Origin of the sequence: Streptomyces sp. NBC_00557 (assembly GCF_036345995.1) — a bacterium.
Lineage (GTDB): Bacteria > Actinomycetota > Actinomycetes > Streptomycetales > Streptomycetaceae > Streptomyces.
Genome location: NZ_CP107796.1, coordinates 7622996 through 7637446 on the forward strand (window position 1 = coordinate 7622996; position 14451 = coordinate 7637446).

General features: G+C 74.7%; 14 protein-coding genes. 5 read left to right on the forward strand and 9 right to left on the reverse strand.

The features are described from left to right. The first annotated feature begins 202 nt into the window (after positions 1–202). Positions 203–1714, forward strand: coding sequence for a helix-turn-helix domain-containing protein (locus OG956_RS33825; protein WP_330341823.1), 1512 nt, complete (start codon positions 203–205; stop codon positions 1712–1714). Between the two features lie 167 nt (positions 1715–1881). On the opposite strand, the gene OG956_RS33830 is transcribed toward OG956_RS33825, so the two are convergent. Continuing rightward, positions 1882–3132 carry a serine hydrolase domain-containing protein gene (locus tag OG956_RS33830; RefSeq protein WP_330341824.1) on the reverse strand — a complete coding sequence of 417 codons (1251 nt, stop codon included), beginning with the start codon at positions 3130–3132 and terminating at the stop codon, positions 1882–1884. 431 nt (positions 3133–3563) lie between these two features. On the opposite strand from OG956_RS33830, the gene OG956_RS33835 reads away from it, so the two are divergent. Further along, positions 3564–3800, forward strand: coding sequence for a hypothetical protein (locus tag OG956_RS33835; protein ID WP_330341825.1), 237 nt, complete (start codon positions 3564–3566; stop codon positions 3798–3800). A gap of 4 nt (positions 3801–3804) precedes the next feature. On the opposite strand, the gene OG956_RS33840 is transcribed toward OG956_RS33835, so the two are convergent. Continuing rightward, a complete protein-coding gene (locus tag OG956_RS33840; RefSeq protein ID WP_330341826.1) occupies positions 3805–4272 on the reverse strand; it encodes a hypothetical protein in 468 nt (155 codons plus the stop codon). Between the two features lie 290 nt (positions 4273–4562). Here OG956_RS33840 and OG956_RS33845 point away from each other — a divergent pair, with 290 nt between their 5' ends. Continuing rightward, positions 4563–5912: a transaminase gene (locus OG956_RS33845; RefSeq protein ID WP_330341827.1), complete on the forward strand. Its 1350-nt coding sequence runs from the start codon at positions 4563–4565 to the stop codon at positions 5910–5912. Positions 5913–5928: 16 nt separating this feature from the next. Beyond that, on the forward strand, positions 5929–6369 hold the full coding sequence (locus OG956_RS33850; RefSeq protein ID WP_330341828.1) for an Lrp/AsnC family transcriptional regulator: 441 nt from the start codon (positions 5929–5931) through the stop codon (positions 6367–6369). 12 nt (positions 6370–6381) lie between these two features. On the opposite strand, the gene OG956_RS33855 is transcribed toward OG956_RS33850, so the two are convergent. Next, positions 6382–7488 carry a PP2C family protein-serine/threonine phosphatase gene (locus OG956_RS33855; protein WP_330341829.1) on the reverse strand — a complete coding sequence of 369 codons (1107 nt, stop codon included), beginning with the start codon at positions 7486–7488 and terminating at the stop codon, positions 6382–6384. A 312-nt stretch (positions 7489–7800) separates the two neighbouring features. Here OG956_RS33855 and OG956_RS33860 point away from each other — a divergent pair, with 312 nt between their 5' ends. Continuing rightward, positions 7801–8709, forward strand: a complete 909-nt coding sequence (locus tag OG956_RS33860) for a GNAT family N-acetyltransferase (RefSeq protein ID WP_330341830.1) — start codon at positions 7801–7803, stop codon at positions 8707–8709. A 102-nt stretch (positions 8710–8811) separates the two neighbouring features. Here the strand turns inward: OG956_RS33860 and OG956_RS33865 are convergent, their stop codons facing one another. The 6 genes from OG956_RS33865 to OG956_RS33890 form a co-directional block, all read right to left on the reverse strand. Next, positions 8812–9699, reverse strand: a complete 888-nt coding sequence (locus tag OG956_RS33865) for a Gfo/Idh/MocA family protein (RefSeq protein ID WP_330341831.1) — start codon at positions 9697–9699, stop codon at positions 8812–8814. 36 nt (positions 9700–9735) lie between these two features. Further along, complete coding sequence (gene tgmB, locus OG956_RS33870; protein WP_330341832.1) at positions 9736–10719, reverse strand: ATP-grasp ribosomal peptide maturase; 984 nt, start codon at positions 10717–10719, stop codon at positions 9736–9738. A gap of 17 nt (positions 10720–10736) precedes the next feature. Continuing rightward, a complete protein-coding gene (tgmA, locus tag OG956_RS33875) occupies positions 10737–10928 on the reverse strand; it encodes a putative ATP-grasp-modified RiPP (protein ID WP_020938095.1) in 192 nt (63 codons plus the stop codon). Between the two features lie 218 nt (positions 10929–11146). Then, on the reverse strand, positions 11147–12031 hold the full coding sequence (locus OG956_RS33880; protein ID WP_330341833.1) for a fructosamine kinase family protein: 885 nt from the start codon (positions 12029–12031) through the stop codon (positions 11147–11149). A gap of 566 nt (positions 12032–12597) precedes the next feature. Beyond that, entirely contained in the window at positions 12598–13476 is an 879-nt protein-coding gene (locus OG956_RS33885; RefSeq protein WP_330341834.1) for an SCO6745 family protein, read from the reverse strand. Positions 13477–13725: 249 nt separating this feature from the next. Continuing rightward, positions 13726–14451 (reverse strand): hypothetical protein, encoded by a 726-nt coding sequence (locus OG956_RS33890; protein WP_330341835.1) that lies wholly within the window; start codon positions 14449–14451, stop codon positions 13726–13728.

The following is a 14451-nucleotide window of genomic DNA, read 5'->3' on the forward strand; positions in this document are numbered from 1 at the left end:
TTCTGGTGTACTTCCCCGAATCCGGGGCAGGCGACGGGAGAACCGTCCTCGGGCATCCCCCCGCCCCGGACGCGGAGTCTCCGCCGGCCGCCCACACCCCCCCGGGCCGCCGGCGGAGCCGTCTCCCGCGCGGGACGTGCGGCGGTCGGGTAACGTGCGCATGCGTAAGCGCAGGTCATCAGGGAGACGGGGGGATGGGCACGTGGCCGGCCGACCGGACGAGGGCCCGGCGTTCCAGCAGCCGTACGCCGACGACAGCGCCTGGGCGCAGGAGTTGCTGGACCGGCTGCGGCCCGCCGGACGCGATCCCGGCCGGCTCGTCGACTGGCTCGCCCGGACCGTGGGTGCCTCGGTGTGCCTGCAGGACAGCCGCGGCGACCTGCTCGCCGGAGAACGGCTGCCGCTCGACCCCGCCGTTCTGGCCGACGTCGCCGCCGGACGGGTCTCGGCCGCGGCCCTCGCCGACGGGGCACGGCAGGTGCGCCTGGTCGGGATACGGCATCAGGGGCCGGGCCCGGAGGCGGCGGCCGTCCTCGCGGTGGCCCGCCCCGAGCCCTTCGACCGGCACACCGCCGAGATCCTCAACCACACCGCCGTCGTCCTGGAACTGCTGCTCAGGGAGCGGGAGCTGGCGGAGTCGGGGCGGCGGCTGCGGCGGGCCACGGCCGATCTGCGGCTGGCGATCCTGCAACTGCTCATGGTGGAGGACACCGTCTCGGCCCGCCGGGTCGCCGCCGGGCTGTGGCCGGGCCTGCTGGAGGAGGACACCGCCCGCGTGTACGTCCTGGAGGGCGCCGCCGCCGAACGCGACAGGCTCGCCGAGGAGTGCGTCGACGCCACCGAAGGGCAGGCCCTTGTGGTGCGCTGCCCCGCCGTGGACGAACACGTCATCGTCGTCGGCCCGTCGGCCGAGGTCGGACAGCGGCTGCAGGACATCGTCTCCGGCCGGCCCGGCACCTACCTGGGCGGCAGCCCCCGGCAGCGGCTCGCGCTGACCTCCACCGCGTACGGGCAGGCCGTCACCGCCCTCGCCGTGGCCCGGTTCCGGCCCGACCGGTCCGCCGTCTACGCCGCCCGCACCCGCCCCGCCCAGCTCATGGACCCCGCGGGGCTGCGGGCCTGGGCCGCCGCCGTGCTGCGCCCCCTCGACACCCTGCCGCACCACGTGCGCGCCGAACTGCTCGCCACCGCCCGGCTGGGCCTGGAGTTCACCGCCGTGAACGCGGCCAAGGTGCTCGGCGTCAGCCGCAACACGGTGCGCGCCCGGATGGACCGGGTCGCCGCGCTGCTCGGCGCCGACTTCTCCCGGCTGGCCGTCCGCGCCGTCGCCCACGCCGCCCTCAACACCGAGGCACTCCACGGCCCGTACGGCCCCTCGCCCGGCGCGGCCGAGCGGCCGCCCCGGATCCGGCTCACCGAACTGCTCGGCACGAGCGCGCTGCGCTCCTGGGCGGAGGGGCTGCTCGGCCGGCTCGACGAGGACGGCCGGGACCTGCGCCGTACCCTGCGTGCCTGGACCGGGGCCGACGCGCACGCCGAACGCGCCGCCGAGGCGCTCGGCGTGCACGCCCAGACCGTGCGCGAACGCGTCCGGGCCGCCGAGGCCGTGCTGGAACGCCGGCTGACGGCCGGCGGCACCGATCTGTACGAGGTCGTCCTCGCCCACCTGGCCACCGGTGAGCTGGCCCTGCCCGACCTCGGCGCGGCGAGCTGATCCGGCCCCCGCGCGGCGAACCCGGACCAACCGGACGTGCCTGTGCACCGGTGAGTGCCGCGCGGCCGGCGCAGGGCACCGGTGCACTGGTCCCCGCCCGATGGCGCACGTACCTTCGGCATCCGCGGGGCACGACCGGAACGGGGGACCGGTCGGGGCCCCGCGCCTCATCCGGCCGGCGTTACGGGCAGGTCGTAGACGTGCCCCGGGGAGACGATCCTCGTGACCGCCTCGCCCAGCACGGTACTGGGCTCCTGCGAGCGGTAGCCGGTGTCCGTGTTCAGCAGCACGACGAGTGTCGTCCCGGTCTCGGGCAGGTGGACGGTCAGCGACTCGTAGCCCGGCAGTGAGCCGTTGTGGCCGATCCAGCCCTGGACGTCGAAGATGCCCATGCCGTATCCGGCGCCCTTGACCGAGTCGGCCGGCGGGATCGTCAGCCGCTGCTTCTGCAGGGCGGCGCCGACCATCCGCCTGCCGTCGGGGAACCGGCCCGTCGCGACGGTGCGCGCCCAGGTGCGCATGTCCCTGAGATCGGAGATCATCGCGCCGGCCGCCCAGGCCCAGGACGGGTTCCAGCCGGTCGCGTCGGCCTCCTCGCCGTTCGCCGTCTGCCGGGTGTAGCCCTGCGCGTGCGGGGCGGGGAACTCGCTGCCGGCGGGGAAGAGCGTGTGCGTCATGCCGGCCGGATCCAGGATGCGCCGCTTGATGTAGTCCCCGAGGCGCTGCCCGCTCTGCTTCTCCACCACCAGACCCAGCAGGATCAGGTTGGTGTTGCAGTAGGAGAACTTCTGCCCCGGCCGGAACAGCACCGGGTGCCTGAAGGAGTAGGCGAGCAACTGCCGGGGGGTGAAGGGCCGCCGCGGGTCCGAGGTCAGCGCCTTGAAGAAGCCTTGGTCCTCGGAGTAGTTGAACAAGCCGCTGCGCATGTCGGCGAGCTGACGCAGGGTGATCTCGTCGCCGTGGGGCACACCCGGGACGTACTTGCCGATCGGGTCGTCCAGTCCGACCTTCTTCCGGTCGGCCAGCTGCAGCAGCGCGGTCACGGTGAACGTCTTGGTCTCGCTGCCGATGCGCAGGTACAGGTCCGGCGTCATCCTCCGGCCGGTGCTCTTGTCGGCGACCCCGAACGAGCGGACGTAGTCCGGCTGCCCGGGCGTCCAGACGCCGACGCTCACGCCGGGGATGCCCGCCTCGCGCATCACCTTCCGTACAGCGGCGTCGAGTTGGCGCGCCACACCGGGGGTGAGGGGGCGGACGCCCGTTCCGGAAGGACTCGGGCCGGGTGAGCCGGCGGCCGGTGCGGCCTGCGCGAAGGCCGGTGCGGCCCCGGCGGGCCCGGCGGCGAGCGGCGCCAGCAGCGTCCCCGCGGCGACGGCGGCCGCCGCCCCCCTCACCAGGCGTGCGGAGATGGACGACATGGGCTCACTCCAAGCACGTGAGGGCCGGGCCGTGCGGCGAACGGGACGCCGGAGCCCGGACCTCCTCGGCACCCGGCCGGGACCTCCTCAGGATAGGAGCGCGCACACCGCCTCGCCCGTCGGAGGGACGGCCACCGGGGCGACTGCCGACGGGACGCCCGGGACGCCCGGGACGGCCACCAGGGTGCGCGGCCGGGGGGACGGCCGGGACGGTCACCGGGGTGCGCGGCCGGTGGGACGGCCGGGACAGCCACCGGGGTGCGCGGCCGGCGGGACGCCCGGGACGGCCACGGGGGGTGCGCGGCCGGGGTACGGCCCGCGGGATGCTTGTCCGACGGGCGGAACGCCCCGTTCGGGGGACGCCCTCACCCGACCCGGTGAGCCGCGGTCCGGGGGCGTACCGGTGGCGGCGCGCGGGCGTTGGCCCCGGCATGAACCGCTTGGACCCGGCGAACCGCTTGGACTGGCTGGACCGGATCGAACGCCTGGACCGGATGCGCCGGCGGACCCTGTTCGCGCAGCCGGACCGGACCCGGGAACCGATCTACGCCCGGCTGGTGGCCGAGTGGCGGGCGCAGGGACGGACCGTCCCCACCGAACCGGAGGGGCTCGCCGCCGTCCGCCCCTTCCCCGCCTCGGGCACGCGGCCCGCGTCCGAGCGCAGCTGAGCCGTCACGGCCCGCACAGCGGCGCCAGGACGGCGAGGGTGCCGTTGGCCTGCCGCAGCGTCTCCTCCAGGACGCCGGGGGAGTGGAGCGCCCCGGTGCCGTCCGGCGGCACGAGCCACTCCAGGGACCGCGCGGGCCGGTACGGCGGCGGTACGGCGACCCAGGCTCCCTTGGTCGCGTAGCGCAGACCGGCGCCCACCCAGCCCCCGGAGGGGTCCGGCGGCAGGAAGAACCCGACCCGGCCCGCCGCCGTGTCGATCAGCGTCGGCCCCGGCACCGGCATCTCGGGCCCCCACAGCAGATCGAGGGCCAGCAGCCCCAGCCGTTCCGGGACGCTCAGCACGTCCCAGAAGCGGCCCGCCTCCAGCAGCGAGATGCCCTCGCCGTGATCCCATTCCCACTTGCAGGAGCGCGGGTCCGCCGCCGCGGCGGCCAGCCACTCCACGCCCCGCATCCACATCGTGTTCGCCATGCGCTGCTCCGGGTGTCCTCGTCCGCCGGGCCTCGGCATATGCATGCTCGTAGATATTTCTATGTGGCGGAAGGGGTGGCGCACCCTGGCGTTTCAGTCCGGACGTTCGAACTCCGGCTCCACGTTTGTCAGTTGGGGCAGAGGTGAGGCGTCACCCTCCCGATGCCCGTCTCCCCACGAAGCGGCCGAATCGATTGCGCTCGCGATCGAAGCATGCGTGAGATGTTGAGATCGCCGCTGTTCCAATCGTAGAGTCACGACATTCGTCACCATCTGCAGTGAGGCACCCCATGGACCGCACGCGTCTGCACGCCCTCCTCGCCCGCGAGAGCGCCGAGGCCGAGCGCCGCAATCCCCGCTCCCGGGCGGCCTATGCGGGAGCCGGCCACCTCTTCGGCCGGGTGCCGATGACGTGGATGAACAAGACGGCCGGCGCCTTCCCCCGCTATCTGGCCGGAGCGCGCGGCGCGAGGGTCACCGATGTGGACGGGCACGAGTACATCGACTTCTGCCTCGGCGACACCGGTGCGATGGCCGGCCACTCGCCCGCGCCGGTGACACAGGCGGTGCAGCGGAGGTTCGCCGAGCTGGGCGGGGCCACGGCGATGCTGCCGACGGAGGACGCCGAGTGGGTCGGCGCCGAGCTGACCCGCCGGTTCGGCCTGGCCCGCTGGAGCTTCTCGCTCACCGCGACCGACGCCAACCGCTGGGCGATCCGGCTGGCCCGCGCCGTCACCGGGCGCCCGAAGATCCTGGTGAACAGCTACTGCTACCACGGCAGCGTCGACGAGTCGCTGATCGTCGCCGGCCCCGACGGCACCGGCACCGCCCGCCCCGGCAACGTCGGCGCCCCGTGCGACGTGACGCTGACCAGCCGGGTCGCGGAGTTCAACGACCTCGCCGGCCTGGAGCGCGCACTGGCCCACGGCGACGTCGCCGCCGTCCTGATGGAACCCGCCCTGACCAACATCGGCATCGTCCTGCCGGAACCCGGCTATCTCGCCGGGGTCCGTGAGCTGACCCGGCGGTACGGCAGCCTGCTCGTCATCGACGAGACGCACACCTTCTCCGCCGGACCGGGCGGCTGCACGGCCGCCTGGGACCTGGAACCCGACCTGCTGACCACCGGCAAGGCCATCGGCGGGGGCATCCCGGCCGGCGCCTACGGGCTGTCCGCGGAACTCGCCGGGCGGCTGCTGGCCCGCACCGACCTGGACCTCGTCGACATGGGCGGCGTCGGCGGCACCCTCGCCGGCAACGCGCTCTCGGTCGCCGCGATGCGGGCCACCCTCGAACACGTCCTCACCGACGAGGCCTTCGCCCGGATGTCCAAGCTCTCCGAGCGCTTCGAGGCCGGTGTCCGGGCGGGCATCGACGCACACCGGCTGCCGTGGTCGGTGAGCCGGCTCGGGGCCCGCACCGAGTACCGTTTCACCAGCCCGGCCCCGCGCACCGGCACCGAGTCGGCGGCCGCCTCCGACCCGGAGCTGGAGGACTTCCTGCACCTCTACCTCGCCAACCGCGGCATCCTGCTGACCCCGTTCCACAACATGGCGCTCATGTGCCCGGACACCACCGAGCAGGACGTCGACACCCACACCGGGGTCTTCGCGGCCGCGCTCGCCGAACTCGCCGGCTGAACAGGGGACCGACGCCATGGACGAGATCGACCGGGCCATCCTGCGCGAGCTGCAGACCGACGGCCGTATCGCCTACGCCGACCTCGGCCCGAAGGTCGGCCTGTCCCCCTCGGCAGCGCGGCAGCGGCTGCAGCGGCTGCTGGACTCCAAGGCCGTCCAGGTGGTCGGCGTCACCGACCCGATGGCCATGGGCGGACAGGCCATGGCCCTGCTCGGCATCCGCGTCGACGGCGACCCCCGCGCCGTCGCCGACGCCCTGGCCGAACGCCCCGAGGTCGTCTACTCGGTGCTGACCTCCGGCGGATTCGACCTGTTCGCCGAGGTGGTCGCGCCCGGCCCGAAGGCGCTGCTGGACTTCGTCAACGACGCGGTACGGCCCCTCGAAGGCGTCCGCGAGATCCAGTCCTTCCCCTACTTCGCCATCCACACCCACCGCTTCCTGTGGGACGTGGGCTGACCGGCGCGGCGATCAGCGGGCCTCAGGCCGGGGTGCCAGCACCAGCATGCTGACGTCGTCCCGGACCTCGTGTCCCAGCCGCATCACGTCCGTCCACACCGACCTCGGCAGCTCGGCGGGCGCGGCGCCGGTGAGGGTGGTCAGGCGTGCGGGCAGCGGGTAGAAGACGTCGTCGGCGTTCCGCGCCTCCCACACCCCGTCGGAGGCCAGGAAGAGCCGGTCGCCCCGCTCCAGCGGGACCGTGACGGCCTTGGGCGGGTCGACGCCGACCAGCCCGAGCCCCAGCGGCGGTCCCGGCGCCACCGTCACCTCCAGGGCCTCCGGGCCGTGCAGCAGCACGGGCGGCGGATGACCGCAGGCCACCACCCGCACCGCCCGTCCGTCAGGGGAGAACTCCAGCAGCACCCCGGTGGCGAACAGCTCCGCGTGCCGTACGCCGGCCGAGTCCACCGTCAGCCTGCGGTCCATCCGCGCGGCCACCGACTCCAGGTCCGGCTGGTCCAGCACCGCCTCGCGGAACGCACCCAGCAGCGCCACCACCGTCGCGACCGCGGCCAGCCCGTGCCCCTGCACGTCGCCCATCACCGCGCGCACCCCGCACGGCCCCTCCCGCACGTCGAAGAAGTCCCCGCCCACCAGCGTCCCGTCCTGCGCCGCCCGGTAGAAGCCCGCGCACTCCACGCTCCCGACCCGCTGCGGCAGCGGCGGCATCACGGCCCGCTGCACGGCCTCGCCGATCGCCCGCTCCGTGTCCAGCTGGGCGTCCCGGCGGCTGCGCACATAGGACACGAACACGCTCAGGACCGCCACGAAGACGATGGTGAGCAGATCGGTGTTGCCGGGGCGGTTGAGATGGGTGGCGGGGACGTTCAGCACCACGACCACCCCGACACCGAGGACCGCGGTCCCCACCGGGCCGTACGACAGGACGGCCAGCGGCGGGATCGCGCCCAGCAGGAAACCGGCGTCCCGCGCGTCCGGCGTGATCACCGTGGCCGTGGTGACGGACACGAGCAGCAGCACGGGCAGCACCCGCACCCACCACGGCGGCGGCGCACCCCGCAACCAGCCGCGATCCTCCAGGTCCCGATGCGACGACCCGCCGCGCACCGCTCTCACACCCCCAAGCTACGCCGCCCTCCGCACCCGGGCCTCTCGCCGGGTGCGGCCTTCCCCGCCGGCGCACGGGAGGTGCCGGCTGCCGCTGCGCACGCAGGGCGCCGGCCGGACAGCGGACGCCCGGTGAAAAGCGGTGGACCTTCCGTGCCCGGCTCGCCTAGCCTGGCCCGGCACGCCCGAGACGGACGGAAGGAGGCGAGCGTCATGGCCGCAGTCATCCCGCGCTCCCCCCTCCCCGTCACCCGGGTGTGCCACGCCTGACCGGGAGCGCGTCCCCGCCGCCGTATCGCGGCACGCATCCCGGAGGCATCCATGACCAGCCTGGTCGTCCGCACGCTCGACGAGAGCAGCGCGCACCTGTTCGACACCATGCCCGACCCGCTGGGGTTCGGCGACAGGCACCGCAGCACCCGCTACCGCCCCGACTGGCGCCGCATCGCCGTGCGCGACGGCCGTACCGTGGCCCGGGCCGCCTGGTGGGGCGGGCCTGAGGACCGCCGGCCACTCGTGATCAACTGGTTCGACGTGGCCGAGGGAGAGGAGGAGGCCGGGGCCGCGCTCCTGCGCACGGCGCCCTGGCGGACCGGCGAACTCGAAATCGACCCGCCCTCCGGCTGGCGCACCGACCCCCGGCAGCGAGCGGCCGTGCAGGCCCGGACCGCCGCCGCACGCGCCGCCGGCTACACCCCGCTGGTGGAGCGCTTCCTGTACCGCTGGACCCCCGACCGGGGCCTGCCCCTGCGGCCCGGCCGCCTCGTCTTCGCCGCCGAGCCGGACGACACCGTGTTCCTCGACCTGCTGCGCCGGATCCACTCGGTCACCCTCGACGCCCATGCCCGCAGGGCGATCGAGCAGGGCGGAGCGGACCAGGCCGCCCAGCAGGAACTGGACGTCTTCCGCTGGTTCCCCTCCCCCCGGGACTGGTGGCAGATCGCCCGCACCCCCGAGGGGGAGACCGTCGGCATCCACATCCCCGCGCGCAATCCGTCCGGCCACTGCGTCGGCTTCATCGGCGTCCTGCCCGAACAGCGCGGCCACGGATACGCCTACGACCTGCTCGCCGAATGCACCCACTTCCTCGCCGCCCAGGGCGCCGCCGCCATCGCCGCCGCGACCGACCGCACCAACTTCCCCATGGCCGCCCACTTCACCAAGGCCGGCTATCCCGTCGTCCGGGAGCGCATCAACTTCTGGTCCGAACCCGTTGCCAGTGCCGGGTGACAGGCTGAGGGCCCGCCCGGGTCGCGCAGAGCTCCCCGGGCGGGCCCGACCGGGTCGGCCAGGTGCTGCCGTGGCCCGGAGCGGGCCCCGGTGCGGCAGGGTCTAGTTCCGGCCGTCGGTCAGGCGGGACTGGGCCATGGCCAGGATCTCGGTGACGCGGAGGCCGAACGCTGCGTCGCAGGCGTGCGGGCGGCTGGTGCGGGCGGCGGCCAGGAGGGCGTCGACGGCGCGGGTGAGGGCGGGGACCGCCCCTTCGGAGCTGCCCGGCATCAGCGCCACGCCCGCCTCGCCGCGCAGCTCCACATCGGCCCCGGCCGCCGCCGGCGGCGCCGTCAGGCTCAGCGTGAGCGTGCTCGACGCGCCGGTGGCGTGGTCGAGGACCAGATGCACGGTGTCCGCCGGGCCGTGCGCCGCCGCCACGACCTGCCGTACGTCACCGAGCACCGGCAGCAGCACCGACAGGGCGTGCGGGCCGACGTCCCACAGCGCGCCCTTCTCCCGCCGCCACGGCGAGGCCGCGAACGGGCTGTCGGAGGTGAACACCGCGCCCAGCCACTGCGCCCGCGCCGTGAACCAGCCCGCCACCGCCGCCTGTTCGTCGATCCAGGCGTCCGGCTCCTTCTGGAAGCGCGCGGTGAAGAACACCACCGACGCCACCCCCGCCCGCTCGGCCGCGGCCACCACGGCCCGCCCCTCGGGCACCGACACCGCGAGCGGCTTGTCCAGCAGCAGATGACGGCCCGCCTGTGCCGCGCGCACCGCCATCTCGGCCTGCACGGACGGCGGCAGGGCCACCGCGACGGCGTCCACGTCCGCCAGCAGCGCGTCCACGTCCTCGTACGCGGCCACCCCGTGCTGCTCGGCCAGCGCGCCGGCCGCCGCCGGCCGGCGGCCCCACACCCCCGCGAACTCCACTCCCGGGTGTCCGGCGAGGGCGGGCGCGTACGCCGCCCGGGCCCACGGCCCCGTCCCCAGCAGTCCGATGCGCATGTGGCGTTCCCTTCTCCAGAGCCGATCCCCGCACCATCAACAGGCTGCGCCCCGCTCGCCCTTTGCACACCTGCCGTCCGGATCCCCGTCCCCGGCGAGCCACTCGGCGATCGTGGCGGCGATGGGCTGGCCCGTGTCCATCTCGACGAACCCGAACTGGCCCGACTGGTTGCACTCCAGGAACCACCAGATCCCGTCCGCGTCCTCCGCGAAGTCGAAGGCCCCGTAGGCCAGTTCCGCGCTGCGCATGTACCGCCGTACGCCGTCGGCCACGCGCGGGGGCACCTCCGCGGGCAGCCAGGGGGAGACCGATGGGGCGAACCGGACGTCCACGTCGTCCGGGTGGGCGTCCGGGTCGGCGGGCTTGCGCGCGGCCAGCAGGGTGTCGCCGACGACGGTGAGCCGGATGTCCGCCCGCTTGGCGACGCGGCGCTGCAGCAGCGTCGGACCGAAGGCGACCGCCGAGAAGTCGGTGTCCGGCGCGACCCGGCTGGTCGGCACGGCGCGCGGCGGCTCCTGCGGATGCGCGCCGGACACCGGCTTGACCACGAGGTCCGGGAACCGCTCCGCGAACTCCCGGGCCGCCTGCGGGAACGTGGTGATGAGCGTGGCCGGCACCGCCAGGCCGCTGCCCTGGGCGAGATGCAGCTGCCAGGGCTTGTGACGGGCGCGGCGGGCCGCGTCCGGATGGTTCATCCAGCGTGCGCCGGTGGTACGGAGCATGCCGTACAGCGCCTGCGACGACTCCTCGGTCAGCCAGGCGGACGGCTGGGCGGCGCGCGCGGCCGCGGCCCCGGGCCTGCGCACCCAGACCGAGCGCAGGCCGCTCATGCTCACCAGGCGCCCGCCGACGGACAGATGCCCACGGCAGGCGCCCTGCACGTACTCGCCCGACAGCGCCACCCCGTTGGTCAGATCGGCGGGGTCGAGCCGGACCACGGGAACCCCGGCCTCCCCGAGACGGAGGACCACCATGTCCGCGGTCACGTCTTCTTCACTGGTCAGGATGAGCACGGTCATCTGTCGCGGCCCGCGGTTCAGTCGTCGAAGTGCGTCTTGGAACCGGCGGTGGAGGTCGTGGTCCCCAGCGCTCTCAGGGTCGCGTGGTCGGTGGCGGCGATCCGCCCGTCCGGGAGGACGTTCAACTGCAGTCCGGAGTCGTACGCATACGGAGTGGTGACGTCCAACTGCACAGCGGGGCGCGCGTAGTTGAGCGTGAACGGTTGCATGGTCTCTCCCTGATTAGGCTTTCACGTCCTTATACGAATCGAACGGGTGATTGGTTTCCTTACGCTGAGTTACCGCAGGCCGGAGAGTGTCCCGAAGGACCTCTGCACCAGGAGACGGCACGACGCTGTCCCGCTCCTGTGCGGGCGCGCCGGTGCCCGCATGGCACAGGACGCCGAATGCGGCCTGGGCGTTGCGCGGCCGCGGCACCGCCGCCGCGTCAGACCGCCCGCGCCAGCGCGTCCCGCGCCACCGCCAGGGCCTGTTCCGCGTACCCGCGTCCGAACAGCACCGCGTGGACCAGGAGCGGGAAGAGCTGGTGCACGCCGACGCGCTCGCGCCAGCCGGGGGCGAGCGGCGCCCGCTGCTCGTACCCGGCGAGCACCCGGTCGAGATGGGGGCAGCCGAAGAGCCGGAGCATCGCGAGATCGGTCTCCCGGTGGCCGCCGTGCGCGGCCGGGTCGATGAGCCGGACCTCGCCGTCCGCGCCCCACAGCACGTTCCCGTTCCACAGGTCGCCGTGCAGCCGCGCGGGCGGCTCGGCGGGGCCCGCCAGGTCCGGCAGCACCGCGCAGACCCGCTCGAACACGGCCGCCTCGCGGGGGCGGAGCGTGCCGCGGTCGACGGCGCCGCGCACATACGGCAGCACCCGGTGCTCCGCGTACCAGCGGGGCCAGTCGGAGCCCGGCTCGTTGCGCATGGGGGCGAGGCCGATGAAGGCGTCCCCCGGCCCGCCGGGCGGCGGGGATCCGAAATCCGAAGCGCCCGCCGCATGCAGTGCGGCGAGTGCCTGGCCGAAACGCATCGCCGTCTCGGGGTCCGGACGCCCGGTCGGCACGCGCTCCGTCACCATCCAGCGGTCGTCGTGGCCGAGTACCGCGGGCACCCGCACCGCGTGCGCGGCGGCCAGCCAGCGCAGCCCCGCGACCTCCGCGCGGACGGCACCGGGAGCCTCGCCCCGCTTGACCACCACCGGTGTACCACCCTCCAGCGTCACCTCGGCCGGCGATCCGGACGCGGCCGCCCGCGCGCCGCCGGCCGGGCGTCCGGTGAGCCGGGCCGCCGCCTCTGCCGGACCCTCGCGCTCTTCGTCTCGGTTGACCACGGGCCCAGCGTACGTTCCGCAACACAGCACCCGAGCGGGCGACTTCGACCATTGCTACGACTGATTTCAGCCAAACCCAGAGGTCACTACCCGTGCGGAATCCGTACCGCTGGCGTGAGGGCGCCGCGCCGCCGCACCGGGGGCACAGGGCCCGCAGGGACTAGCGCGCGGCGGAGGAATTCCTCTATGGGCCGCGCGGAACGGGGCAGCCGATGGCGGGCGTTCGCGCGTGGGGGTCGAGGTGCGGCCCTTGTAGCGGGCGGCGTGGAGCCGGGCAGCCGACCGCGGGCGTCCGTGCGTGGCTCCTGAGGGGCGGGCGGCCGATCGGGTCGGTCCGGGGGCGGTGCCTTTGAGCCGGTCCGTCGGCTTCCGGGTTCCTGCGGGGCCGTGGAGCGGTCGGGCGGGCGAGGGTCTGTGGGGGGCCGGAGCCGGTGGTCGCGAGGGCGGCCGAGGGGGGAGGAGCCGAGTCCGGTTACGGGTCGGGTGGGAGAGGCCGGTTGGGGCGGGGCTGAGGGGCCCGGAGCCGGTGGCCACGGGGCGTCCGAGGGGAGAGGAGCCGAGCCGGGTCAGCGGTGGGCCGGGTGGGCGCTTCGGGTCAGTCCGACCGGGTTGCCCGGCGGCAGCAGGCCCGAGGTCTCGACCGCACGGGCCAGCGGGTCCAGCAGTTCGGCCAGGCGGGCGGCGCGGTCGGCGCCGAGCACGGTCCAGGGCCCTTCGGCCGCCGCGTCCGTCAGGGCCTCCACCTCCGCGCGCACCGCCGCGCCGGCCGGGGTGAGGGACCCGTCGGCCGCGAGCAGACCCCGCTCGCGCAGCCGAGTACCGGCCGCTTCCCAGTCCGGCTGCTCCCACTTGCGGGTCTCCCGCAGCAGCACCCCGTCGGACTCGCCGGCCGCCGCCTTGAGGATCATGGCCTCGACCGGCCCCAGCCCGTGGGCGACCAGCACCGCGACGTGTGAGTCGCCCCGGTGCTCGCGCAGGGTGGTGAGGCCCTGCCAGAGCCGTGCCGCGGGGCGGCCGGGCCGCTGCAGCGCCTGGTTGGCGGCGGCCAGCACCCGGCCCGTGGTGTCCGCCGCCTTGGCCGCCTCCCATGCGAGGTCCGCGGCCCGGCCGAACTCGGCCGAGCCGACGGTGTCCGGTCCGAAGAGGGCGGTCATCGCCGCGTCCAGGGCGTCCTCGCGGGCGGCCAGCACGTCGTCCGGAGTCGCGTACGTCCAGGCGTCCGGCAGGGCACGGGTCACCCGGGCGGGGTGGAAGACGTAGAAACAGCTCGTCACGACGGACGGATGCGCCGCGCCGAGCGGTGCGGCGCGCAGCGCGAAGTAGCCCATCCAGTACCCGCGCATCCCGAGCGCGTCTGCTGCCCGGCGCACCTCCGGGGCGAAATAGAGAAGATCGTGCACCGGCTCGTACCGCTCCCACAGGACCCGTGCCATCGCGTCCGCCACCAATGCCTCCCGCCACGTCCACCTGACGTCCTGTCGGCACCAGCCTGCGTTATGACGGCTGTCATAACAAGAGGGGGCGGAGGATCAGAGCCTCGGATCCCGGCCGCATCTCACACGCGGAGGCGTGTGCGGGCGGAGGATTGCGCCGGACGAGGGGCCGCGGAGCGCGGACACTGGGACAGACGGGTGGCAGGGTGACACGGCCGGGCGGCTCGGATGGTGGGAGTTTGCGGACTCCCTGACGGTGGTTCATGTCGAGGCCGGGTCCATCCAGCTGATGAGGTGTCCGCTGCCCGGCCACGGCGGAAGGACATCGCTATGCGTTCTGCCCGCATGCTTCTGGCCACGGCGGCCGCAACCGCCGCTCTGACCTTCGCCGCGCCCAGTGCCGCCTTCGCCGTTCCCGCGGGTGATGACGGCGGCCGCGACGATTCCTCCTACAGCCAGGACCACGATCACGGTTCCGGCGACGAGCACGGCCGCGACGACGACTCGGGCCGCGACCACGACAGTGATCACGGACACGACCACGGCGGAGGCCGTGGACACGACGGCCCTCGCGGTGGAGTCCACACGGGTGGTGGAGCGCTCTCCGTGGTGCGCGGCGACGACCGCGGCGACGACCGCGGTGACGACTGGGGTGACGACGAGGACGGCCGGGGCGAGGACCACGGCCGGGACGACGACCACGGCCGGGGCGAGGACCACGGCCGGGGCGAGGACCACGGCCGGGGCGAGGACCACGGCCGGGGCGACGACCACGGCCGCGGACACAGCGGGCCTCGCGGCGGAATCCACACCGGCGGCGGGGCGCTCGCCGCGCTGCACGATGACGAATGGGGTTCCGGCCCGGGCCGCGACGACGACGGGTACGGCGAAGACCGCTACCAGGACGGCGGTCGCGACGGTGGTCACGACGGCGGCCGGGAAGGCGGTCGCGAGGACGACGAACGCGGCGAACACGAGAGGCCGCAC